This window comes from Pseudoalteromonas sp. SG44-8, from assembly GCF_014164125.1.
Taxonomy (GTDB): Bacteria; Pseudomonadota; Gammaproteobacteria; order Enterobacterales; family Alteromonadaceae; genus Pseudoalteromonas; species Pseudoalteromonas rhizosphaerae.
Genome location: NZ_JACJEQ010000016.1, coordinates 1 through 23,252, shown reverse-complemented (window position 1 = coordinate 23,252; position 23,252 = coordinate 1). Strand labels below are relative to the sequence as shown.

17 protein-coding genes are annotated in these 23,252 nt (G+C 41.4%); 11 read left to right on the top strand and 6 right to left on the bottom strand.

Translation table 11 applies throughout. From position 1 onward, the window contains the following. Positions 1-142 precede the first annotated feature (142 nt). Positions 143-3,241, bottom strand: coding sequence for an efflux RND transporter permease subunit (locus H5163_RS13345; protein WP_182735346.1), 3,099 nt, complete (start codon positions 3,239-3,241; stop codon positions 143-145). A 3-nt stretch (positions 3,242-3,244) separates the two neighbouring features. Continuing rightward, the gene (locus H5163_RS13340) at positions 3,245-4,297 is read right to left on the bottom strand and encodes an efflux RND transporter periplasmic adaptor subunit (protein ID WP_182731765.1); all 1,053 of its coding nucleotides are present in this window, start codon (positions 4,295-4,297) and stop codon (positions 3,245-3,247) included. Positions 4,298-4,543: 246 nt separating this feature from the next. On the opposite strand from H5163_RS13340, the gene H5163_RS13335 reads away from it, so the two are divergent. The 4 genes from H5163_RS13335 (at position 4,544) to H5163_RS13320 (ending at position 7,905) form a co-directional block, all read left to right on the top strand. Further along, positions 4,544-5,272, top strand: a complete 729-nt coding sequence (locus H5163_RS13335; protein ID WP_145235154.1) for a DUF2982 domain-containing protein — start codon at positions 4,544-4,546, stop codon at positions 5,270-5,272. Between the two features lie 16 nt (positions 5,273-5,288). After that, positions 5,289-5,621: a hypothetical protein gene (locus H5163_RS13330; protein WP_145235156.1), complete on the top strand. Its 333-nt coding sequence runs from the start codon at positions 5,289-5,291 to the stop codon at positions 5,619-5,621. Positions 5,622-5,725: 104 nt separating this feature from the next. Further along, a complete protein-coding gene (locus tag H5163_RS13325; protein ID WP_182735345.1) occupies positions 5,726-7,399 on the top strand; it encodes a DUF1566 domain-containing protein in 1,674 nt (557 codons plus the stop codon). Then, on the top strand, positions 7,396-7,905 hold the full coding sequence (locus H5163_RS13320; RefSeq protein WP_182735344.1) for a DUF1566 domain-containing protein: 510 nt from the start codon (positions 7,396-7,398) through the stop codon (positions 7,903-7,905). The genes H5163_RS13325 and H5163_RS13320 overlap by 4 nt, the downstream gene beginning before the upstream one ends. Before the next feature lie 9 nt (positions 7,906-7,914). Here the strand turns inward: H5163_RS13320 and H5163_RS13315 are convergent, their stop codons facing one another. Beyond that, the gene (locus H5163_RS13315) at positions 7,915-9,021 is read right to left on the bottom strand and encodes a tRNA nucleotidyltransferase (RefSeq protein ID WP_182735343.1); all 1,107 of its coding nucleotides are present in this window, start codon (positions 9,019-9,021) and stop codon (positions 7,915-7,917) included. Positions 9,022-9,149: 128 nt separating this feature from the next. Between H5163_RS13315 and H5163_RS13310 the strand changes: the two genes are divergently transcribed. Together H5163_RS13310 and H5163_RS13305 are read left to right on the top strand one after the other, a co-directional pair. Then, on the top strand, positions 9,150-10,067 hold the full coding sequence (locus tag H5163_RS13310; RefSeq protein ID WP_145235164.1) for an ExeA family protein: 918 nt from the start codon (positions 9,150-9,152) through the stop codon (positions 10,065-10,067). 13 nt (positions 10,068-10,080) lie between these two features. Next, positions 10,081-11,106: a general secretion pathway protein GspB gene (locus tag H5163_RS13305; protein WP_182731767.1), complete on the top strand. Its 1,026-nt coding sequence runs from the start codon at positions 10,081-10,083 to the stop codon at positions 11,104-11,106. A gap of 47 nt (positions 11,107-11,153) precedes the next feature. Here the strand turns inward: H5163_RS13305 and H5163_RS13300 are convergent, their stop codons facing one another. Both H5163_RS13300 and putA read right to left on the bottom strand, forming a co-directional pair. Next, a complete protein-coding gene (locus H5163_RS13300; RefSeq protein WP_182735342.1) occupies positions 11,154-12,350 on the bottom strand; it encodes an HD-GYP domain-containing protein in 1,197 nt (398 codons plus the stop codon). A gap of 108 nt (positions 12,351-12,458) precedes the next feature. Next, the gene (putA, locus tag H5163_RS13295) at positions 12,459-16,262 is read right to left on the bottom strand and encodes a bifunctional proline dehydrogenase/L-glutamate gamma-semialdehyde dehydrogenase PutA (protein ID WP_145235170.1); all 3,804 of its coding nucleotides are present in this window, start codon (positions 16,260-16,262) and stop codon (positions 12,459-12,461) included. 170 nt (positions 16,263-16,432) lie between these two features. Here putA and H5163_RS13290 point away from each other — a divergent pair, with 170 nt between their 5' ends. Beyond that, positions 16,433-16,915, top strand: coding sequence for a winged helix-turn-helix transcriptional regulator (locus H5163_RS13290; protein ID WP_145235173.1), 483 nt, complete (start codon positions 16,433-16,435; stop codon positions 16,913-16,915). A 484-nt stretch (positions 16,916-17,399) separates the two neighbouring features. Here H5163_RS13290 and H5163_RS13285 read toward each other — a convergent pair whose 3' ends face one another. After that, a complete protein-coding gene (locus tag H5163_RS13285) occupies positions 17,400-17,999 on the bottom strand; it encodes a TIGR04211 family SH3 domain-containing protein (protein ID WP_145235175.1) in 600 nt (199 codons plus the stop codon). A 214-nt stretch (positions 18,000-18,213) separates the two neighbouring features. On the opposite strand from H5163_RS13285, the gene H5163_RS13280 reads away from it, so the two are divergent. The 4 genes from H5163_RS13280 (at position 18,214) to H5163_RS13265 (ending at position 23,067) form a co-directional block, all read left to right on the top strand. Then, positions 18,214-19,734 (top strand): CYTH and CHAD domain-containing protein, encoded by a 1,521-nt coding sequence (locus H5163_RS13280; RefSeq protein ID WP_145235177.1) that lies wholly within the window; start codon positions 18,214-18,216, stop codon positions 19,732-19,734. Between the two features lie 31 nt (positions 19,735-19,765). Next, entirely contained in the window at positions 19,766-20,437 is a 672-nt protein-coding gene (locus tag H5163_RS13275) for an START domain-containing protein (RefSeq protein WP_259399819.1), read from the top strand. 164 nt (positions 20,438-20,601) lie between these two features. Next, positions 20,602-22,602 (top strand): sulfatase-like hydrolase/transferase, encoded by a 2,001-nt coding sequence (locus tag H5163_RS13270; RefSeq protein ID WP_310736647.1) that lies wholly within the window; start codon positions 20,602-20,604, stop codon positions 22,600-22,602. Between the two features lie 57 nt (positions 22,603-22,659). Beyond that, positions 22,660-23,067, top strand: a complete 408-nt coding sequence (locus H5163_RS13265; protein ID WP_182731772.1) for a diacylglycerol kinase — start codon at positions 22,660-22,662, stop codon at positions 23,065-23,067. The last annotated feature ends 185 nt before the right edge of the window (positions 23,068-23,252 follow it).

Genomic DNA, 23,252 nt, shown 5'->3' with positions numbered 1-23,252 from the left:
TCCTTAAAGCTGTTAAATTACACGGATTATCTAGCGTAACAGAAGAACGAGCAAGGAGGTTTATTATTTCATTTAATTACGGCAGGGAAGTGTGTTGAAGTGAAAAGTAGCGTTGCTATGGGTTTGCAACGCTACGATGAGATTAAAGCTCTTTTAGCGGCCTTTCAGCTTCTTGTTGGTTGAGCTTTTGTTGTAAAAACTCAGGAGACTGAGTATTGCGAGCCAGCGCATAGTACGCCGCAGGAACAACAAATAGCGTAAGTATGGTTGCGACAATAACACCAGTAAACACCACTACACCAATTACCATACGGCTCTCTGCACCAGGGCCTGAGGCTAGCACTAGTGGCACCGCACTCATTACCGTAGTCAAAGAGGTCATAATAATTGGTCGCAATCTTTGGGTTGCTGCTTGTAAAATAGCTTCACTAAACTCTACGCCTTTATCGCGCAATTGATTGGTAAATTCGACAATCAATATACCGTTCTTAGCACTAAGACCAATCAGCATTACAATGCCTATTTGGCTGTAAATGTTTATGGTTAGTCCTGCAACCCATAAACCAAACATTGCGCCCATCAAACCCAGTGGCACAGTGAGCATGATCACAAAGGGGTGCATAAAGCTTTCAAACTGAGCGGCTAAAACTAAGAAGGTAACAGTAAGCGCTAGAATGAAAACATACGTCATCGCTGAGGCACCTTCATAATATAATTGCGATTCACCTTTATAATCAATGGCGCCATCAATTTCGTTTTCTTCCATTGCCACTTTATTTAAAAAGTTAAGCGCTTCTTCAAGGGTATAACCATCGGCGAGGTTAGCGCTCAAAGTAATAGCACGCATTCGGTTGTAACGATTTAGCCTTGATGCAGTGGCTTCTTCTTTTAAGCTAATTAAGCTATCTAGAGGAACCAGTTCATCACTGCGTGATTTTAAGTAAATATTTGATATATCGGTAGGATCAGCAAAGTCAGCTTTAGTGCCTTTTAAGATCACATCGTACTCTTCACCACGGTCAATAAAGGTGGTAACACGGCGTTGGCCTAACATGGTTTCAAGGGTGCGGCCAACATCCGAAACTGAAATCCCTAAATCCGCCGCTTTGTTTTTATCGATACTGATCAAAAACTGCGGGAAGGTTTCTTTGTAGTCATGGTCAATACGCACCAGTCCTGGGTTTTTCTCTGCACGTTCAATGATCCGGTCTCGCCAATCAGCTAATTGTGCATAATCATTACCTTGCAGGACAAACTCAATGGGCCGTGATGAGCCACCGCCACCAATACCACGGCGCATAATAGCAAACGCGCGCACATCGGTGACTTCAGTCATTTTTGCACTGATCTCATCCATTACTTCCCAAGTTGAACGTTTACGTTCATCCCAGTCTGCCATACCAACAATTGCCACACCACCGCTGCCACCCCAGCCAGGAACGCGTACCAGCACTCGACTTAGTTCGCCCGCTTCGGAATAAGGCATTAAACGTTCTTCAATTTTTGCCATGTTGGCGGCGTTATTTTCATAACTTGCCCCTTCAGGGCTACTCATCATGATAAAGAAAGTACCACGGTCTTCTTTTGGCGTAAGTTCTGAAGGAATTTGTTGGAACAGTAAATAACTAACAAAACCAGCCAGCAGTAGGGTGATTGTTAAACCACCTGAACGCGTCATATTTGAGCGTAAAGAGTTTTTATAACTTTGCTCAATCTTACTAAAGATACGGTCCATCCATTGGCTGAATTTACTCTCTTTTGAGGATGGTTTAAGTACTAATGAACACAACGCTGGCGAGAGTGTTAATGCGGTAATGCTTGAGAAGAATACCGCGGCGCTGACGGCCATCGCAAACTCGGTAAATAATGCGCCGATACGGCCATCCATAAATACCAAGGGGACAAACACCGAGATCAGCACTAAGGTGGTGGCAATAATTGCAAAGCCAACCTCACGGGCGCCACGATAAGCGGCTAGTAGGGCAGGTTCGCCCAGTTCGATACGCCGGTGAATGTTTTCTAGCATTACAATCGCGTCATCAACAACCAAGCCAATTGCTAGCACCAGCGCCAGTAGTGTCAATAAGTTAATTGAGTAACCCATCGCCAATAAGAACATAAAGCTACCGACCAGCGCAACTGGGACTGTTACCGCTGGGATCAAGGTGGCGCGAATGTTCCCTAAAAATAAGAAGATAATTAATACCACCAAGGCCATAGAAATAGCCAAGGTTCTGTAAACCTCGTTAATTGATTCTTTAATGAATATTGACGAGTCGTAGCTGTCTTGAATAGTTGTGCCTTCTGGCAGGTTGCGTTTGATTTTTTCAAGTTCAGCACGGGCATTATCAACCACGGTAAGTGTATTCGCTTTAGCTTGTTTAACAATACCAAGGCCAACCATATTGCGGCCATTACCTCGGAATAAGCTTTCATCGTCAGCGGCTTCTAATTTTACATCAGCGACTTCACCAAGACGAACTAAGTAACCATCGTCGCCACGTTTAATTACTAGGTTTTGAAAATCACGCTGCTCTTTGTAACTACGCGCTGTTCGAACTGTAAAGTCACGGTCGATAGATTCTATCTCACCTGCAGGTAGCTCAACATTTTCAGTTCGTAGGGTGTTTTCTATGTCACTACTGGTTATGCCACGAGCAGCCATTGCTTGGCGGTTGAGCCAAATTTTCATGGCATATTTACGTTCACCACCAACACGTACATTGGAAACACCATCTACCACAGCTAAACGGTCGACAATAAAGCGCTGTGCATAATCAGACAGTTGCAATGAATCCATTGTGTCGCTATTGAGTAAAAACCATGCAATAGGGCTTTCATCACTGTTCGATTTAGATACTTCTGGCGGGCGTACTTGCTCAGGTAGACTATCAAGTGCGCGCGCTACACGTTCACGGACATCGTTTGATGCGGCATCAATATCACGGCTGATATTAAACTCAATGGTAATATTTGAGCGGCCATTTCTACTTGATGAATTAATGCTTTTAATGCCTTCAATACCGGAAATACGGTTTTCCAGCACTTGGGTAATTTTTGTTTCAATGATCTCGGCTGACGCTCCCGTATATTCAGTGCTTACACTGACTATGGGTGATTCAATATCAGGATATTCGCGCAGCGGTAACATCGAAAAAGCCACTAAGCCAAAGGTTAGTAACAGTAGGTTAATTACAATTGCAAAAACGGGACGTTTGACACTGGTATCAGTAATTTTCACAGTTTACCCCTTCACAGTAACTTTGCTGCCTGAGCGAATTTTAATAATTCCTTCAGTAACAATTTGTTGCCCATTACTAATACCTTCATCGATGGCAACCCAGCCATTGTGACGACCTGCAACGTGAACCTCTACTTTAGTTGCTATTCCGTCTTCAATTTGAAAAACATAATGTTTATCTTGTTGTGGGATCACCGCTTTCTCTGGCACCATCATCGCTTGATTCGAGCTAAGTTGTAACGCGGTCTTGAGCAACATGCCAGGGCGTAATAAACCACTTTTATTCGCGAAGCTTGCTGTGACTTCAACACTGCGGGTGATTGAATCAATCCGAGCACTAACGTGCGTTACTTTACCGGTGAAGGTTTTTTCAGGGTAAGCATCATTTTGGGTCATTACTTTCATGCCAACGTTTAATTGCGCAAGGTATTTTTCTGGGACTTTAAAATCGACTTTAATAATGCTTATATCATCTAAGCTTGTAATAATTGTGCTGTTATTTACATACGCACCTACTGAGATCTGACGCTTACCTAAAATACCTGAAAAAGGCGCGGTAATAGTCATTTCAGATAATTTTGTTTTGGCGTTTTCAAGCTGAGCTTCGGTTGCATCAACGCGAGAAAGTTGCTCTTCGAGTAATGACTTTGCAGTTGCTTGTGAGCGAGAAAGCTCTGTTAAGCGTTCAAGTTGACGTTTTTCTTCGCGTAAGTTGATTGCCAGCTCTTTAACAGTGAGCTCTTCTTGCTGCGATTGTAATTGTACGAGCTTTTGACCTTTACTGACTAAATCACCGTCTTTGAAATAAATGTCAGTTACGTAATCATTTTGTGCGCTTTGTATATAAATTGCTTGATTAGCGCGGGCACTGCCGATAGCCTCAATGAGGACAGCATTTTCTTCACTTGCAACAGTGTGAGCGGTTACTTGCGTTGCATTAACTGTGAAGTCAGATTGCTCACCTTGGCTGCTTGGTAAATAAAGATAAACACATAGCCCCAAAAGTAGAGTAATAATAAATGGAAAGAGCGCTTTGCCAGATTGCTTTGCATACATTGTTAAAAATACCGGAGAATTAATTGCCTCTAGTGTACAAAATTACAGCGTGAATTGGCGGCCGCGTATCTCATAAATCTGTCGGTTAGGCGTAAAAGTTCAGTTGTTTTTCATTTTGTTCCCATTTTATGTTTGTGTGTGAGAGAGTTATGAAGTTAACGAGCAAATGTCCGCGTTGTATGAAAATACGTAAATTGATAATTTGGGCTATAATTATGTACGCTTTTTATATTGTTTTTTATCGTTATGGTTAAACGCAAAAACGCTGTTTTGAAATTGCGTGCGCAAGGTGCGCGCAATGGTATCGAAACTCTCACTGTCGGTGCGGTTGGGCTTTTATTTATAATGCTAGTTAATTTACTGCGGCCCGACGAAATTAGCATTTTCGAAATTTTCTTGGTGAGTTTATGTTTGGCTGCCATTTTTGTTGGGTTTTTAAAAACCCAAGAGCCATTTTACAGTTTAGTTATTACAGAAAAGGAGCTTACTTACCAGCATAAGTATGGCTGCTGGTGTGTTAAGCAAGAAAATCTAAATTACAGTGGTATTCCTAAAGTAGAACAAGAACTTGAGCAACTTGAGTTAAATGCTGTAGGTATCAAACTTAACGACACCGATGAATTTTTATTACAACTAGGACCAAGAATTGCAGGTAAATTATTGATCGAACAACGACATTTATTTATGCAAGTAATTCAAAAACATTGCAAAAATGGCAATTGCCCATCAGAATGGTTAGTTGAGGATAATCATTACACTTCTGTGAATGGTCGCAGTTTTAATGGCCTTATAGCCATGTTTGCTAATAGAATGCGACATCTACGACAATTAACAGGATATGACTTACTGTTACCAGCAAGTGTATTGGATAGAAGTATTTGGGATTTTAGCCACAGCTTAAATGCATGGCGGAATAACCCAGTAGTATTTATTGAATCTCAATTAGAGAGTAAGACGCCTGAAAATAGGCGTTAGTTAGTAGGATGAAGCGATGAGTCAAGATAGATCTTTTATTAAAAGTGGCAGAAATACCATAATCCATAAAGATAAAAAACTCGATTTAGTGATCGTGAATTCTGAAGTGCACCCAAAAATAAAGGTAACTCAACATGGTTTAGAACCATTCAAAGAAGAGTTGCCAAAAAACCGTCGTGAAGCTAAAGAACGCTATTTAGAAATGGTCTATGTTGGCAGTGTAGACGTATTTGGTGAAGAGAAGCGTTTACTGTTTATTCAGGCGTTAGATGGCCGTGAGTATAAGATAGATTATAGTAAAATAGGCACAAAGTTATTTGTCCGTATTCACCAAGATAGCTATTTATAACATCCTCTCTTTTGTATCTGGCATTGTTGTTGCTTAATTTATTGATTGGCGTGGCTATTAACATTAAGGCTATGTAATTTCAGTTTTAAATGAGGAATCAGTGCATGAAATCCCCCTTGATAGTTTTACCGTTATTAGCTGTATTGACAGCATGCGGTGGCGGCGGAGGCGGCAACGATAATCCCGTGGTTGCAGCATCCGTTTTTGCTGGCGATGATCAGCGCATTATTGAAAAAAGTGAATTTACTATTGAAGCCAAAGGTTCGCCTGTTGATGGTACTTTTACGTGGCAGCGAGTAAGTGGACCAATTATTGACAGTTTCCCCCTTGATGGTGCACTACAAACAATTACCGCCCCCGATATTAAAGCAAACAGCGAATTATTATTGCGTGTTAGTTATCAAACCACAGATGGCCAATTAGTAAGTGATGACTTACTGATCGAAATTGAGTCAAATAATCAGCTTCCTCAGGTTATTGTTACTCAAACTTCACCCGAAACACTGCCTTCTGATTATAAAGATACAATTACCTTAAGTGGTGCCAGCTCAGTTGATCCGGATGAAAATGGCCAAATTAATAGCTATAACTGGCAACAAATTGCAGGGCCAACGCTTGCTGTAGATAGTAATAGCAATGCAACAATTAGTTTCACTCATCCGTTACTTGATACCAACACGCAGATCACTTGGCTGTTAACAGTTGTCGATGATGAGGGGGGAGAAGCAAGCACGCAATATTCACATACCTTAAATAAAACCAGCGATGTGATTATTGCCAATGCTGGTATTGATCAGAGTGCTATTGAGCTGGAAAAAGTGACCTTAGATGCTACAGGTTCAGAAACAGTAACAGACACCTTTAAATGCTATTGGCAACAAATATCTGGCAATGCAATACTTGATAATCAGCAACAATGCATTACCTCTTTTACTGCACCAGCGACCGAAGCGGTTAACACGCATACCTTTGAAGTAACCGTGACTGATAGCAAAGGGCGCACAGATACAGACACCGTCAATATCGTGGTTAAATCAAAACCGCTTGGTTTGCTCAATGATACCGGTATGGATAAATGTTACAACAACACCCAAGAAATAGCCTGTACGAGCCCTGACTTTCCTCGCCAAGATGCTTCTGTTGGCCGCGATAGTGGGGTTGGCTCGCATATCGAGAAAGTGGGTAAAGGTGAACAGGCTTTTGATTTTACAAAACTTAACCAGTTTGCCGATGAATTATTAGATAGCGCCGCTAATTTTAGTTGTGTTCGCGATAACGTAACGGGTTTGATTTGGGAAGTAAAAAGCCCTAATACAGGCACTTTGCCAAATACGGCGTTGCGTGAAGGTCAAAATCACTACACATGGTATTTAAATAGTGGCGATGGCGTACAAACGGGGAGTGTACAAGGGACACCGAATAGTACTTGCCCAAGTAGTAGTAACTGTAATTTGCAGGTGTATATTAATGCCGTCAATACACTCGATTATTGTGGTGGTACCAACTGGCGAGTGCCTAGCTACACAGAGCTATTAACGCTACTTAATTATGGCAAGCATGGACAATCAATATTGCTTGATGAGAATTATTTTCCTAATACGCCTAATAGCAACTTATTAGAGGATGGACTAATTTATTGGACCTCACAAACTTCGGCCGATGGTACCAGTTTATCGCAAGCGTATGTTTTTGATATGAGTAACGGCAATGATCTGGCTTATCCAAAAGGTAATACCGCGTTTGTGCGCTTGGTTAGAACTGCAGGAGCATCGCAATGAAATCATTATTAGTTGGCTTACTGCTACTTAGTCCTGCCGTGATGGCTGTGCAGACTTGTTACACTGGAGTGACCGAAACAACACCCGCAACCCGTTTTACAGTTAGTGTTGATGGCACCGTTAGCGACAGTGCAACCGGGCTAATGTGGCAAACCTGTAGTTATGGACAAGGTTATGATGTTGCCACCAACAGCTGTATTAATAGTGCTGTAAAAGTAAATTGGCAAGAGGCGCTAAGAGCTGCAGTGAATGACCGAACAGGTGCATATACAGATTGGCAAGTACCTAATAATAAAGAGCTTGCTAGTATTTTAGAGCACAGCTGTGTTACCCCAAGTATTAATCAGTCTGTATTTTTAGGTAATAAAAGTGAAAACTATTGGACAAATACTTCAGGTATTGCCGATAAAACTTCAGCTTGGGTATACACCTTTGGCAGAGGCTTTAACAGTTTGCATGCTAAAGAGTCATCCGTGTATTTACGCCTTGTACGTTATGAAAAGTAGCTAGCTTAGTTAATTGAAATACTGCTGCAATATCTCTAACCGCGCTTGTTCTAGCGCGGTTTTTATTGCTGCGCCCTTAATGCCTTGCGTAATAAATTGCTGAGGGTTAATTGCTTTAGCTGCTTTGGTTGCTGTTAATAATTTTTGATTAGCCAGTGATGCTGCTTGGTTAATCTCAACGGCTTTAAGAACTGCCTCGAACCGTTCAGGGCGGCGCCATAAATCGAGTTGATTGCAGCAACTGAGTAGTTGCTGTGCGGTGATTGTTTGGCTACTTAAGGTTGCTTGGTGGGCATTAAGTTGTAATGCCAAATCGCGTACGTCATTTGGTAAACGAATAGTTTGACTGAGAATTTTAATCTCTTCTTGCGTCAATGATGCAGTGGCTTGTGCAAACAATAATGCCTGATCGGTTATATTTTGGCTTTGTGCGTAAGCGTAACGGTTTTTTAGTTGTTGATATAACTCATCGCTCCAGTTACCTGCTAAGGCAGGGCTGATTGCACTAAGCGCGCCTAACTGCGCTAAAATATTCAAAAACTCAGCAAATGCGCCATCCGTTAATGATTTTTCACATTCTAGCCAAATCCGTTCTGCGGTGAGTGTTTGTAACTCACCTTGGTTGATCATCTGTGTTAGCAATTGCTGGGTTTCTTCGGCAATCGTAAAACCAAGATAATGATAACGAGCTGCAAAACGGGCAACGCGTAATATACGTAGTGGATCTTCGCTAAATGCGTCAGATACATGGCGCAAAATGCGGTTGTCTAAATCTTGCTTGCCGCCATAAGGATCAATTAAGTTGCCATCTTGTGCTTTTGCAATAGCGTTAACGGTTAAATCGCGGCGGCGTAAGTCGTCTTCTAAGGTAACATCTGCTGAAAACTCGCAGACAAAGCCCGTGTAACCTTGGCCTTGTTTTCGCTCGGTACGAGCTAGTGCGTATTCTTCTTTAGTTTTTGGGTGTAAAAAAACGGGAAAGTCTTTACCAACTTGTTGATAGCCTTGTTTGATCAGTTGCTCAGGAGTTGCACCGACCACCACATAATCGCGCTCTTTGATGATTCGCCCTAATAGCTCATCACGAACTGCTCCACCGACCAAATAAACTTGCATAATTTCCCCTGAATATTAACTGTGCAAACTATTTTACGTTATTTAGCTAATAAAACGCTAACAAGGTTTTCACTTACGCTGTTTTTTTGCCATTATAGGCCGTGATTTAATCAGTAAGGAAATTTAGGGTGTATTTAAGCTATTTTGGCTTGTCAGAGAAACCGTTTTCAATCGCGCCAAATCCACAGTACTTATTTTTAAGCGAACGCCATAAAGAGGCGTTGGCGCATTTAACTTATGGCTTAGGTGAAGCCGGTGGGTTTGTATTGTTAACCGGTGAGGTGGGAACAGGGAAAACGACCTTAACCCGCAGTTTGCAAGAGCAGTTACCTGAAAACACACAAGTGGCGTTGATCCATAATCCAGCACTGTCACAATTGGAACTGTTAGCGAGTATTTGCGATGAATTTCATATTGTTTATGACGAGCAAAATGCGACGTTAAAAACCTTAACTGATGCAATTAAAAAGCATCTTGAAGCAAATCATCAAGCTGGTGGCCACACTATTTTGATTATTGATGAAGCTCAGCTTTTAGCCCCTGACGTACTAGAACAGCTTCGTTTATTAACTAACATAGAAACAAATCATAAAAAATTACTACAAATAGTATTGGTTGGTCAGCCAGAATTACAGGCTTTATTAAAGCGTAATGAGTTGCGTCAGTTAGCGCAGCGGATCACTGCTCGTTATCATTTACTACCGTTAACTGAAGGACAAACTTTTGCTTACGTTAAACATCGTTTGTATGTTGCAGGTTGTGATCGGGGACTATTCTCAAATGATGCGTTAAAAACGATTCACTTAGTTACTGCAGGTATTCCGCGTTTAGTAAATTTATTATGTGAACGCTGTTTAATGGGAGCTTTTTCTAAGCAGCTAACGATGATTGATAGTGATATAGTAATGCGCTCAGCACAAGAAGCGTTACCGCCGAGTGCATTAAGTTCCGTTAGCATAGAGCAGCAGTCGTCGTTTAATTGGCTCTATCCGTTGGCATTTTTAACTGTGCTCAGTCTGGGTATTGGTTTGTCGTTCATTCTTTAATTAATGGTCATATATGTCGTATTTATTAGATGCCTTAAAACAATCAGAACAACATGATGAAGCGTCAGCACATGACAGAAACGCTGAGCAATTAAAACAGCAGCAAGAACTACAGCGTTATCGTTTTATTGCGATTTCGCTTGGCTTGTTGGTTGCTTTTTTACTGACCTTGATGGCAGGGTTTTCAATTGGTAAATGGTTACAAAAAAATCATTTAAATACCCCTGAACAAATGGTAACGAGTGTTCAGGATCAATCAGTGGAGCCTGTTGGTGACAAAACACCTGTGCCTGCCACAGTGAAGCCTGAGCAATCGATACCTGTGCAAACAAATCCAGTACAAACTAGCCCAGCGCAAGTTGCTAGCACGCAGCCGATGTCTCAGCCGCAATTTGTTCAACCTCAGCAATACCAACAAGCAACAGGGCAATATCAGTGGGTGCAAGTGCCAGTAAATACTGCACCAGCTTATCCGCAAGGTCAGCCAATACTGGTGCAAACTCCTAATGGTTATCAGCAAGTATATGCAGCGCCTCAGCAGCAATATAATCCTAATGCAGTGCAAATGCAGCCAATGATTAACAATAGCGCTAGCAATATCGATATGAGTAAATACAAAGTATTGGGGAAGCCTCTTGGCGAACCGACTAGTGAGAAATCAAAGCCGGTTGCAACGGTAAGCGATGAAGAACTTGAAACTGTGCCAACGGCGCTTAAAAATGCCTTTGCTCGCGCTATCGAAGATACTCAAAGCACCCAATCTCATCAAGTAACGCAAGGCACTAAAAATTCATCTTATGCTGAGCCGATTGAGTTACTACCTGATGCTTTGTTGGCATTGATGCCAGAAATTAAATACCAAGCGCATATTTACTCATCATCACCTGATAAACGTTGGGTTAAGCTCAATAATCGGGAGTTGTATGAGGGGGATAGCATTGGGGACTTAAGAGTATTAGAGATCACTCCAGAGCAAACGGTGCTGAGCTTTGATGATTATGAATTTAGCTTAAAAGCGCTGCAAGATTGGCCCGAGTGAAGATTAGATAGCTACTTCGCGCAGGCCAATTTCGTTTTCGGCGATTATTACGGCAAAATTGAATTTTTGAAAAATTTAATTAAATCAATGTTGAAATCCGCTGGTTTAATGGCGGATTCTAACGAATCTTGAGTTCGGTTGTGCGCCAGATCTATATCTTGAACTTGTGTGTAGTGAGCGTGTTTTGCATTGTAAAAAGTTTTCACTTGAGGTTTAAGAGGGCTGCTAGGGTTGCTTTTGGTCACTAGGCCGACTTTTTGACTCGACAGTTTAACTAACGTGCCAACTGGATGAACGCCAATACACTGAATAAATTTAGTCAGTAACTCGCCATCAAAGCTATCTGGACAACCGTCTTTGAGTATTTTAAAGGCCTTGATTGGCTCCATGCCGGCCTTATAAACACGCTCTGCGGTAAGTGCGTCATAGACATCAACAATCGATGCCATACGCACGTACTGGCTTATTTCATCAGCTCGCTTGCCAAACGGGTAACCCGTGCCATCTAGTCGCTCATGATGAAAGCCTGCAATATCGACAGCAATGCCTTTAAGGCCCGCCAGTTCTAAAATTTCTTTACTAAAGCGCGCATGATCCTGAATCACTTTATATTCTTGATCGGTTAACTTACCCGGCTTATTAAGAATGTCATCCGGTATCTGAATTTTACCAATATCATGTAACAGCGCACCGGTGGCAAGTTCTTCAATAAGCGCTCGTTCAAAACCTAAGTGTTTGGCAAAAATACTGATTAAGATCGAGACGTTGATCGAGTGTTCTAGTAGGTAGGCGTCTTTTTCACGCATACGGGTGATGCATGCTAGGGCATCTTGATTACGAAATACCGAATCAATAAAGCCGCTAGCTAATTCTTTAAAGGGGGCAATATCTATAGTGTTACCGGCTTTTATATCGGTAAATGCTTTGCTTTGCAGTTGTTTTGCTTCGCTGTAGAGCTTAAATGCTTTGTCCATCTCTTGCTCAACACTGTGTGTTGTAGACCAAGGATCACGTTGTTTAGGCGGTTCAACCTTTATATCGTTTGTTGTGGCTGTAGGAGTGAGTTCAACGATGGTTTTATCAGGATCAATTTCGATTTCTAAGATACCGGCTTTTATAAGCTGCTGCACGCCTGCTTGCGTTTTTACCCAACCTTGGTTTTTGATTTTAATTTTACCAGTTTGTTTAGTTACGCTATGCACAAACATACCTGGCATAAGCTGATCGATTGGGATAATTTTCAATGTGTTTACTTCATAATAAATAACGTACTACAAAACTAGCAAACTTTTTACTGGATAAGTAGTAAAAAGGGCGCTAATTAGCGCCCTTTGTTAATATCTACTTAAACTCTACTCGTCATCTTCAACTAAAGTCATTAGTGATGTATTACCGCCCGAAGCAGTTGTATCAATACTTATGGTCTTTTCTGTTACTAAGCGTTTGATTAGCGTGTCGTAGTACTCAGCACTGATCACTGGCAAGATAGCTCCTTTACGTTGTGCCAGCTGTTGACTGAAGTAACCTAAGCGCGATGAGCGCGCTGCAACAACAGCACCTGCTAAATGAGGGTGCGCCAAAATAGCTTGTAACTGATTCGGCTTAGCTACTTGGAATACCCCTTCAGCAATACCAGTTGAGATAAATTTATCTTTAAAGGCTACCGCTTCGTCATAGAATAACTCAGATGCTACGGTGATCACGGTATTACCAGCAGCAAGAGCTGTGATGATCGAAATAGCCCAGAAGTTAAACGAGGTACTCTTATCTGCATAACAAACCACACAACCACGCGCTTCAAGGTGAAGGGTGTTTGATTCACCTGTTGGCCCCGGCAAAGTAGTAAACTTACGCATGTGCTTTTCAAGGCGATTAAGCTGGGCACGTGCATCGGCAAGTGTCAATGCTAAATCGTCGGCTAGTTCATCGATAATATCGACTGTGGCAACTTTAGCTAATAGCTGACGTACCGCTGAAACACGATCGTTCAGTGGTGTTGCGCGCCAAATTTTTTCATCGCGCATTGAATTTGCCATTAACTTCTCGACTTGCTCAGCAGCACCTGAATAGTGGTGAGTGTCAAGCTCGTCTGGCGTCAAGTTAGTCATTTGCACGTTTTCAGGCGATGCTTTTTCTTTAACTAAACGAGTTAAGTAGTTAGGGCCACCTGCTTTAGGTCCGGTGCCAGATAAACCACGACCACCAAACGGTTGTACGCCAACAATCGCGCCAATCATATTACGGTTAACGTAGACGTTCCCGGCACGCGACATTTTTGCTAAGTATTCACAACGCTCTTCGATGCGTGAATGGATACCCATGGTTAAACCAAACCCAGTGTTATTTATTTGGTCAATCACGTTATCAAGTTCTGTGCCTTTAAAGCGAATTATATGCACACATGGGCCAAATACTTCACGTTTCAGTACAGATAGATCTTTGATTTCATATAAACGTGGCGCAAAGAAATACGCTCCGTTTTCGCTGTTATCTGGAATATCACACTCATAATGCAGTGTTGCGTTGCCTTTTAAGTACTCAACGTGTTCGTTTAAGTTCTTCAAGGCTTTTTCATCAATTACAGGGCCGATATCGGTTGATAGTAATGATGGATCGCCAATGTGTAGCTCTTTTAACGCGCCTTTGATCATTTCAATTACGCTATCTGCGATATCTTCTTGAATGAACAATACACGCAGTGCAGAACAACGTTGACCAGCACTTTGGAAACCAGAGCTGATCACATCGTCAACGACTTGCTCTGGCAGTGCTGTTGAATCTACGATCATACAGTTCTGACCGCCTGTTTCGGCAATCAACGGTACTTGAAGATCATTACGTGCAGCAAGTGTTTGAGAAATGATGGTACCGGTCTCAGTAGAGCCTGTGAACATAACCGCTTGAATGCGTTCATCAGGAACAATGGTTTTTCCTACTTCACTACCACGTGCGATAACAGGCTGTACCACATGCTCTGGTAAACCAACAGATAACATAAGCTCAATAGTACGCAGTGCAATATAGCTAGTTTGTTCAGCTGGCTTTGCAATAACAGTGTTACCAGTTACGATTGCTGCAGCAACTTGACCTAAGAAGATTGCTAGTGGGAAGTTCCATGGGCTGATACATAAAATCACACCACGGGCTTCAAAACGCTCATCTTCACTTAGCTCTTCGGCGCGAGCAGCGTAGTAGCGACAAAAATCAACCGCTTCACGTACTTCGTCAATACCATCTTGTGCTACTTTGCCGGCTTCTTTGATACAGATAGCCACAAGTTCGTCGTGATGACGTTCTAGAATATCAGCAATGCGGCGTAATAGGTTTGCGCGCTCTTTAACTGGCGTTTGTGACCACGACTCAAAGGCGGTTTCTGCATTGCTTAGTAGAGTGAGCATATCATCGCTATTTTGTAGCTTGATATGACCGATAATCTCTTGATGATTGGCAGGGTTTTTAACTGCAATTGAACCTTCAGGAATATCGCTTTCACTAATACGGTGCTCTGCAAACCAATTATCAAGATTTTCCTTGAATGGCGTGATCACATTGATATCGGTTAAATCCATACCTTTTGAGTTAGCACGTTCAGCGCCGTATAAATCAATTGGCATCTTAATTTGCGTGTTGTACTTGTTACGCAAACCTTGCAGTGTTTCTACCGGATCCGGTAATAACGATTCAACAGGTTTAGTGGTATCAACAATGGCGTTAACAAACGATGAGTTAGCACCGTTTTCAAGTAAACGACGCACTAAATAAGCCAATAAATCTTCGTGCTGACCTACAGGGGCATAAACACGACACTGAATTTTTTCTTCAGTTACGATTTGGTCGAATAATGATTCACCCATACCGTGCAGGCGTTGGAATTCAAAACCTTGGTTATCACCTTTAGCAACTTCTAAAATTGTTGCCGCAGTGTAGGCATTGTGGGTTGCAAACTGTGGATAAAGTACATCACGTGCTTCTAGCATTTTGATAGCACATGCTTTGTAAGATACGTCGGTTGTTGCCTTACGAGTAAATACTGGGAAGTGCTCTAAACCATCTTGTTGTGTGGTTTTGATTTCGGTATCCCAGTAGGCACCTTTAACTAAACGCACCATCATTTTACGACCAACACGGCTGGCAAGCTCAGTTAACCATTCAATCACAAAAATTGCGCGTTTTTGATACGCTTGCACAGCTAAACCAAAACCATGCCAACCAGCTAGGTCATCATCACTAAATACTGCTTCGATTACATCAAGTGAAATATCAAGGCGATCAGCTTCTTCAGCATCAACAGTAAAGCCAATATCGTAGCTTTTAGCTGCCATGGCCAGCTCTTTAAGCTTAGGCACAATTTCGTTCATGACACGTTCTTTATGAGTGAACTCATAACGAGGATGGATCGCAGACAGTTTCACTGAAATACCAGGGCTCTTAATTGGGCCACGGCCATTTGCCGCTTTACCAATAGCATGAATCGCATTCATATAGCTATTAAAGTAACGCTGTGCATCTTTCATGGTGCGAGCGCCTTCGCCAAGCATATCGTATGAATATACATAGCCTTTTTGCTCTTTTTCTGCTGCGCGTTCGATGGCTTCGTTAATTGTACGACCCATAACAAACTGCTTACCCATGATCTTCATGGCAAAGTTTACTGACTTACGAATAACCGGCTCGCCTAAACGACCAATGGTTTTTTTCAGTACACCAAACTGCTGTTCTTTGGTTTTATCAGTGTAGTTAACCATTTTACCGGTCACTAATAGACCCCAAGATGACGCATTAACGAATAGTGAGTCGCTGCTGCCTAAGTGAGAGCTCCAGTCGCCTTTTGCTAACTTATCGCGAATTAGCGTGTCTTGAGTGGCTTTATCTGGCACGCGAAGCAATGCTTCAGCTAAGCACATCAATACCACACCTTCTTCACTAGAGAGTGAGAACTCATTAAGTAGCGCATCAACACCGCTTTGACCATCTTGATCGCGACGAATAGTGTGAACTATCTGGCGAGCACGTTCCCAAGCACGGCTGCGAGCTTTTACGCCTACTTCAGCAAGCGGTAAAATATGATCAATTACAGCATTTTCGTCAATGCGATAAAAGTCACGGATTTTTTGTCTGATTGGACACGTTGTTGTCAAATCGCCGTCAAATAACATAAGCAACCCTCTGGTGTATGGAGTCTTGCAGCTAAAAAATTTCGCTGCCCGATTTTTATGTACGTAATGCGTGCATTCTAATTAAAATCCAGCAGAATATGCTGGTTAAATTTAGCGTTTTACGATAATTTACAGGGCATACTTTAAACTTATCCGCATAAAATTCTGTTATGACAAGTCCGAATAGATTACGCATGCTCGATCGTATCGATTTAGCAATTTTAGACGTTCTGCAAAAAAACGGCAGAATTTCTAATGTTAACCTCGCAAAGCAGGTTAACTTAAGTCCCAGCCCGTGTCTTGATCGAGTAAAACGGCTTGAACAAGAAGGTTATATCGAAGGTTACTTTGCCAAGTTGAGCGAAGCCAAACTTAATCAAAGCTTAGTCGCGCATGTGCAAGTGTCGTTAGTGACGTCAAATACTGCGGTATTTAAAGTGTTCCGTGAACATATTTTAAAAATCAAGCAAGTTGTTGAGTGCGACATGGTTGCTGGTGGCTATGATTACCTATTAAAGATTCGGGTTTCGGATATGGATGAATACCGTCAAGTGCTTGGTGATTTAGTCGATATACCGGGAGTTGGTACGCACCACACTTATATGGTGATCGAAAAAATTAAACAAGACACTGGGCTCAGACTCGATACTTAAATTTAAACTCGCTGCTACCAATACGTAGGCGCGGGTTTACCCCACGCAATTAGATTAAAGTTCTTTCAGAGATTAATTCACCACCGAGAAGAAATAAGTGATTTTTACTTTGGTTTCTCTGTGTAGCGCGTAGCGCCTCTGTGCCCTCAGTGGTAAATAATGGGCTTTATCGCGAGGTAAACTCGCAGCTACCAATGCGTAGGCGCGGGTTTACCCCGCGCAATAGATTCAAGTTCTGTCAGTGATTAATTCACCACCGAGAACACAGAGTTCACAGAGAAGAAATAAGTGATTTTTTACTTTGGTTTTTCTGTGTAGCGCGCAGCGCCTTTATGCCCTCGGTGGTTAAATAGGTTTGTTTGTGTAAAGGTATAAACAGTCGCGAGGTAAACTCGCTGCTACCAATACGTAGGCGCGGGTTTACCCCACGCATTAAAAAAGCACCCAAGGGTGCTTTTTTAATATCAAATATAGTGGTTATCGATTAAGCCCAGCCGTCGTAACGTTTACGGCGCGATAATACGATAGTCAAAATAATACCTAAAAATAAACCTATGAAGGCAATTGCTCCGCCATAAGTTAGTAGCTGACGTTTTTCTTTTGCACCGGCTTGTTGTTTTTCAGTGCGTTCAACTTCTAAGGTACTTTTTAATTTAGTAATCTGCTCTGATAGAGCACTATTTTGGTCAGTTAAAGTTTGGCTTTGCTCTTGCAGCTGCGGCAATTCAATTTGTGCTTGACGAAGTTGCTCTTGCATTGATGCCATTTCAGCACTGAGCGTGCGATATTGTTGGTGAATACCAGGAGTTTTAGAAACAAATTTAGCTTCTACCCAGCCTTCTCGTTCTTTATCATCAATAACTTTAACAAAGCCATTTTCTTCAGCAGATAGCTGGGTTAATTTTGTACCAGCATCAACAGAGCCAACAATGCGGTAATTTTTACTCGCGCCAGAGTGCATAAATGTATAAAGATTATCGACTATATAAGCGGTGTTTGCATCGCTAGCTGAATTGCTTTCTTCTGCGTGACTCATAAATGCGGCCGCCGCGAATAGCAAAGCTAATAAAGAATGTTTAAACATCAATCTACCCTGTTAATGTAACCGTCTGTGGGACAGCAATCGTATTATTCATAGTTAAGTATTGAGATAGTATGGATTTAGCGCCCTAATAGCAAGACTGATATTGTAATCATGGCTGCTGTTTCATGATTCAAATAAGCTAAAAAATTTGCAATGTTGAGCAGCTTTGTTTATTTTGAGCTCTTATTTATTTTAAAGGTAATCCTCAAGCCTAATGGATACTGAGATAGAACTGAAGTTTTTGGTGTCAGACGCCGTAATCCCACTGATCCCCGCGTTAATTACTCAATTTGCAAAAACGGTTACTAATAAACCTTCGCGTAGTTTACAAAATGCTTATTTTGACACGCCAAGCCGTGAATTAAGAGCGCTCGATATCGGTTTTCGTACCCGCTGTGCTGATAATCAATGTGAGCAAACTATCAAGCTTGCTGGAGAAGTTATGGGCGGGTTGCATCAACGACCTGAATATAATTTACCGCTGGAAAGTAGCCGACCAAATATAACTGCATTTGATGCCAGTATTTGGCCGCATGGTATGCAAATAAGTGCAATTTCCGCTAATCTTTATCCTATTTTTAGTACTAACTTTATTCGTCGTACTTGGCTTATTGAAACCGACAGTGGCGCTAAAATTGAGGTCGTGTTAGATAAAGGCGAAGTATCTGCATCGGGTTTGATGGAGCCAATTTGTGAGCTTGAAATTGAACTGGTTGAAGGCAGCCGCGATGAATTATTTGCTTTAGCTGATAAGTTAGTGAGTCAAAGTAATATTCGTTTAGGGTTATATTCTAAAGCGGCTCGTGGTTATCGCCTTGCGGATGAAAAACCACTTAAGCCAAGTAAATCAATTGGCTTTGTATCGTTACCTAAATATGCAACACAAGAGCAAGCACTTATAGCCGCAATTGGCTTTGGTATTCGTTTTGTACAAAAACATGAACAGTGTTATTTCGATAAACCGAGTTTAAAAACTCTGAAACGAGTGACCGATGGAATTAGTTTAATCCGTCATACGTTCTGGTTGTTTGACGATATTGTTGATAAAAGCACCACCGAGCTATTACGCACCGAGCTAAAATGGCTATTAAGTGAATTAGCATGGGTTGAAAACGCGATTCAACTAAAAACCTACACATCCAAGCGCCACGCATACTATAAAAAAATCAACAGTGCACCTGAGTTAACGCAAGTTATTAATGACTTAAAAGAGCTACAGCCAAGTATTGATGATATTAATCGGTTGTTTCATAGCGCTCGCTATAACCGCTTATTATTGTCTTTAACCACCTGGCTGGTGGATAAGCAATGGCGTAAAAGTTGGGGGCAAGTACAGTTTCAAGCAGCTGAAAAACCAGTCGCTGAGATTGCTAATCGATTATTTGAAAAAGATTGGCAAGACCTTCATCAATTACTTCCAGAACAAAAAACACTGACAGTTAAGGATTACTTGGATTTACGCATGCGTTTAGAAAACAGCTTACTCAGTGGCAACTGTTTAGGTTCGTTATTCGAAAAAGATGAACGCAGTGAGTTTCGTATTCCATGGTTAGATATTTCACACGGCATGTACGAGCTCAGCACGCTTGAGTATCTAAAGCAGTTATGTGCAGGACAAGATGATGAAGAGCTGGCAAAAATTCAAAGCTGGCTTGAAAGAAAGTCTGAATTCTTGGTCGACGCAATGGAACAAAGCCGTTTAGCTTCATATAAAATATCACCTTACTGGCAGTAATCGCCTTTAAGCCAGTACATAGGGAATACACATGGTACGGCGGGTATTATTACTAATGCTGCTCTTTAGTGCCGATGCGCTCAGTGATGTTCAGCATTGGCAACTCTGGAAACAGCATGATGGTGCAAGTGTGTACTACAAAAAACATGACAATGGTATTTTTGAAGTGCAGGCAGAGATCACTGTTGAAGGCGTCACGGCCAATGACTTTATGACATTGCTAAGTGATACTGACAGCGCGCCGTTATGGATTGATAATGTTACCCATGTGAAAGTGTTGGAACGACTAAGCCCCTCAGAAACTATTGTACATACCGAGTTTGACTCGCCGTGGCCGCTCGCTGATCGCGATATGGTGAGTTACTCATGCTACCAACAACTGAACGACACTCAGACGAAGTTAACGATTGCAGCAAAAACAGGGGAGTTTGCAAAGCGCCAAGCTGTGATCCGTATCACTGATCTAAAAGCACATTGGTTATTAACCCAACATAGCAGTGAAGGGCAATCATTGTTAACCATAACATATGAAATATACGCCAATCCTGGTGGTGCAATTCCTTATTGGCTAAGCAATAAAGTGGGATTAAAAAGTGCGATGCATAACTTGCTTGCTCTTAAATTACGCTTAATCAATAAAACCTATCAAACAAATCAGCAAGTAAGCCAAGTTGGCAATTGTAGTCATGCCAATAAACAATAGCGTATTAATGCTAACAATCGACATAATCTAGATGGCTAGTTAATTTCTTGTTACTGTTTTTTTATTAAATATTTATTACAAATAATTACAAAAAAAATATTGTTACTGTAACTTAAATCGGTAATATTCCCGCCCTGGGAACATACTACTTTAAGGACAGTATAGTGTTAGCTTCATCACTTGCAGGATCACTTGCAGGCTCAAGCCGTTGGTTTTCATTTGTTAACGAAAGTTGGCGCATCGCTACATTATGGCTAGCGGGTGTTTTATTGTTTATGAGCTTTCGGATTTTCTTTTTAGTCTACTTTCATGACCGAATCACTACACCAATAGATCTTGATGTCATTTTAAACACCTTAGAAACAGGATTTGCTTTTGACTCAGCAGCCAGTGGTGTGTGTTTTAGCATCCCCTTTTTATTAAATTGTATTTTACAGCCGATGCGTTTAGGTCATTGGGTAAGAATGGTGCGTAACTTTACAGGTAAACTCTTTTTTGTAGTCGCTATTTTACTCTGTATAACTAGTATTACGTATATTTCAGAGTACGGCAGTCAATTCAATTACTTTATGTTTGAAGGGTTGCACGATGATCAGCAAGCAATTGCTTTAACCGTGATTGAACAATATCGGCCATGGGGAAGTTTACTGGGGTTATTTACACTGTTAGTAATTGCATTTAAGTTATGTCATCGCGTTGATAAGCAGTCGAATAGCTTTTTACAGCGCATTTTTACTGACTGTAAATGGAAGCGTACGTTGTTAATTAGCATCATAGTGGTGTTATTTATCTGTGCTATTCGAGGTTCTTTTGAGTCACGTCCGGCATCACGGAAGTGGTCTGCGGTAACGCCGGACCCATTTATTAATAATTTAGTGATCAATCCATTTCGCAGCTTTTTATATGCCATTAAAGATTACAACGATCTACAAAATCATGGCGTAGACGGCGAAAATCCATATTTAAATCATAACTCAGTGCTTGATGTCTTACCTTTAAACGCATTGAGTCAATATACTACAGCACCTTTGTTAGCTGCACCGTCACACGTGTTCGTGATTGTTATGGAAAGCTATGATTCTTGGCCGTTACAACAGAAGTATGCTTCGCTTAATTTAACCAATCAGTTAAAAAATCTAGCTAGTAAAGGTATTTACCTAGATAACGTTTTACCTGCAGCTAGCAGTACTATGAATTCGCTATCCAGTATTGTATCTGGGATCCCTTATGCAGGGGTTAATATGAGTTTGATTGGGCCACAAAAACCAAGCAGCAAGTTATCGTTATTTAATCAATTAGAGCATTTAGGGTACACCAGCCAGTTTTTTTATGGTGGTTTATTATCATGGCAGAATGTCGGTGAGTACGTTCTATCTCAAGGTGCTGATAAGGTCTATTCAGCTACCGATGCTGGCGGTAAAGGTAGTGCAGGAGTCTGGGGCATTGATGATGGTCAGTTATTTGATTTAGTGGCAGAAAAAACCACACAGAAAAGTTTTAATGTGATTCTCTCTGGTAGTTATCATGGCCCGTTTAATCTCGATTTAGACAAATATAACTACCCTTATAAGTCGGCTGCAGATTACCCTGCAGAGATAAATAGATTAGAAGGGGAGTTATTAGATCCGTATGTATTAGGGCACTTGTGGTATGCAGATAAAATGCTGGGTGAGTTTGTGGCTAAGATGGAGCAACGCTATCCAGATGCATTATTTGTCATTACAGGGGATCATTATAGTCGTCGTAACTTTCACAAGCGTCCAAATTTATATGAGTTAACCCATGTGCCGATGGTGATTTATGGCAAAGGTGTTAGCGCAGATTTAGTGCCAGCACAACAAGTGGCAAGCCATATGGATATCGCTCCAACATTATTAGATTTAATTGCGCCAGCAAATACTCAGTTTTATAGCATGGGACAATCATTATTTAATGCAGCGCCAGATCGAAGGGTATTTGGTTTTCAAACAATACGTCACAATGAGCAGCTTTGGCGTGGTGATTTATCGGCACTTTATGAGTATTATAGGGTCAATGAGCGGGATAAAACTCAGCTTTTACCGACAACACCACCGCAATTTGTCGAAGTTGATGCGCAGGCAGAGCAAGCATATACCCAGTATATGGCGACAGCCTGGCAGTTATTAACTCAAGGCATGGATTAAGGTAATGTGTTTGGCCCATCACCCGATAAGCAAAAGCTATACGCTAAAGATCATAAAATGACTAAACCAGAAATTAATTTAGTAAACAAACCCAACGGCATAGGGATTGGGCGCATTTTTAAAGCAACCAAGTGCTCAATTAAAGGTTTTAAAGCTGCATTTAAGGAAGAATCGGCCTTTCGCACTGAGCTTGCGCTAGGGCTAGTATTATTGCCGTTATCATTTTGGCTAGCACAATCATTGCAGCACTGGGCACTTCTTGTAATCAGCTTTTTGTTATTGTTGATTGTTGAGTTGCTAAACTCAGCAATTGAAGCATTAACAGATCGAGTAGGTGTTGAATACCACGTGCTATCAGGGCGTGCGAAAGATATCGCTTCAGCGGCTGTAACATTAGCACTGATAGTGTTGTTTATTGTATGGGCTGTGGCTGGGTATGAAAAGATACTTACATTGATAGGTTAGGAAGTTAGGTAAAACGTCACTGGCTTTGAGCGACAAGCTTCGAATACACCCTAACTCCTAGTTATACCAATCGACTTAAATATTTAACCATTCTAGCGAGCTAAATAAAGCGCTAACTGCGTTATAATTTTTTCAAGTAGAACAACTACATGTCAAAATTTACGCCTTGTTATCACTGTATTTAT

Excerpts from the sequence above, each read along its gene's own strand:
- H5163_RS13340 (WP_182731765.1), bottom strand. The coding sequence starts at position 4,297 with ATGTATGCAAAGCAATCTGGCAAAGCGCTCTTTCCATTTATTATTACT.
- H5163_RS13335 (WP_145235154.1), top strand. The coding sequence starts at position 4,544 with ATGGTTAAACGCAAAAACGCTGTTTTGAAATTGCGTGCGCAAGGTGCG.
- H5163_RS13330 (WP_145235156.1), top strand. The coding sequence starts at position 5,289 with ATGAGTCAAGATAGATCTTTTATTAAAAGTGGCAGAAATACCATAATC.
- H5163_RS13325 (WP_182735345.1), top strand. The coding sequence starts at position 5,726 with ATGAAATCCCCCTTGATAGTTTTACCGTTATTAGCTGTATTGACAGCA.
- H5163_RS13320 (WP_182735344.1), top strand. The coding sequence starts at position 7,396 with ATGAAATCATTATTAGTTGGCTTACTGCTACTTAGTCCTGCCGTGATG.
- H5163_RS13315 (WP_182735343.1), bottom strand. The coding sequence starts at position 9,021 with ATGCAAGTTTATTTGGTCGGTGGAGCAGTTCGTGATGAGCTATTAGGG.
- H5163_RS13305 (WP_182731767.1), top strand. The coding sequence starts at position 10,081 with ATGTCGTATTTATTAGATGCCTTAAAACAATCAGAACAACATGATGAA.
- putA (WP_145235170.1), bottom strand. The coding sequence starts at position 16,262 with ATGTTATTTGACGGCGATTTGACAACAACGTGTCCAATCAGACAAAAA.
- H5163_RS13290 (WP_145235173.1), top strand. The coding sequence starts at position 16,433 with ATGACAAGTCCGAATAGATTACGCATGCTCGATCGTATCGATTTAGCA.
- H5163_RS13285 (WP_145235175.1), bottom strand. The coding sequence starts at position 17,999 with ATGTTTAAACATTCTTTATTAGCTTTGCTATTCGCGGCGGCCGCATTT.
- H5163_RS13280 (WP_145235177.1), top strand. The coding sequence starts at position 18,214 with ATGGATACTGAGATAGAACTGAAGTTTTTGGTGTCAGACGCCGTAATC.
- H5163_RS13275 (WP_259399819.1), top strand. The coding sequence starts at position 19,766 with ATGGTACGGCGGGTATTATTACTAATGCTGCTCTTTAGTGCCGATGCG.
- H5163_RS13265 (WP_182731772.1), top strand. The coding sequence starts at position 22,660 with ATGACTAAACCAGAAATTAATTTAGTAAACAAACCCAACGGCATAGGG.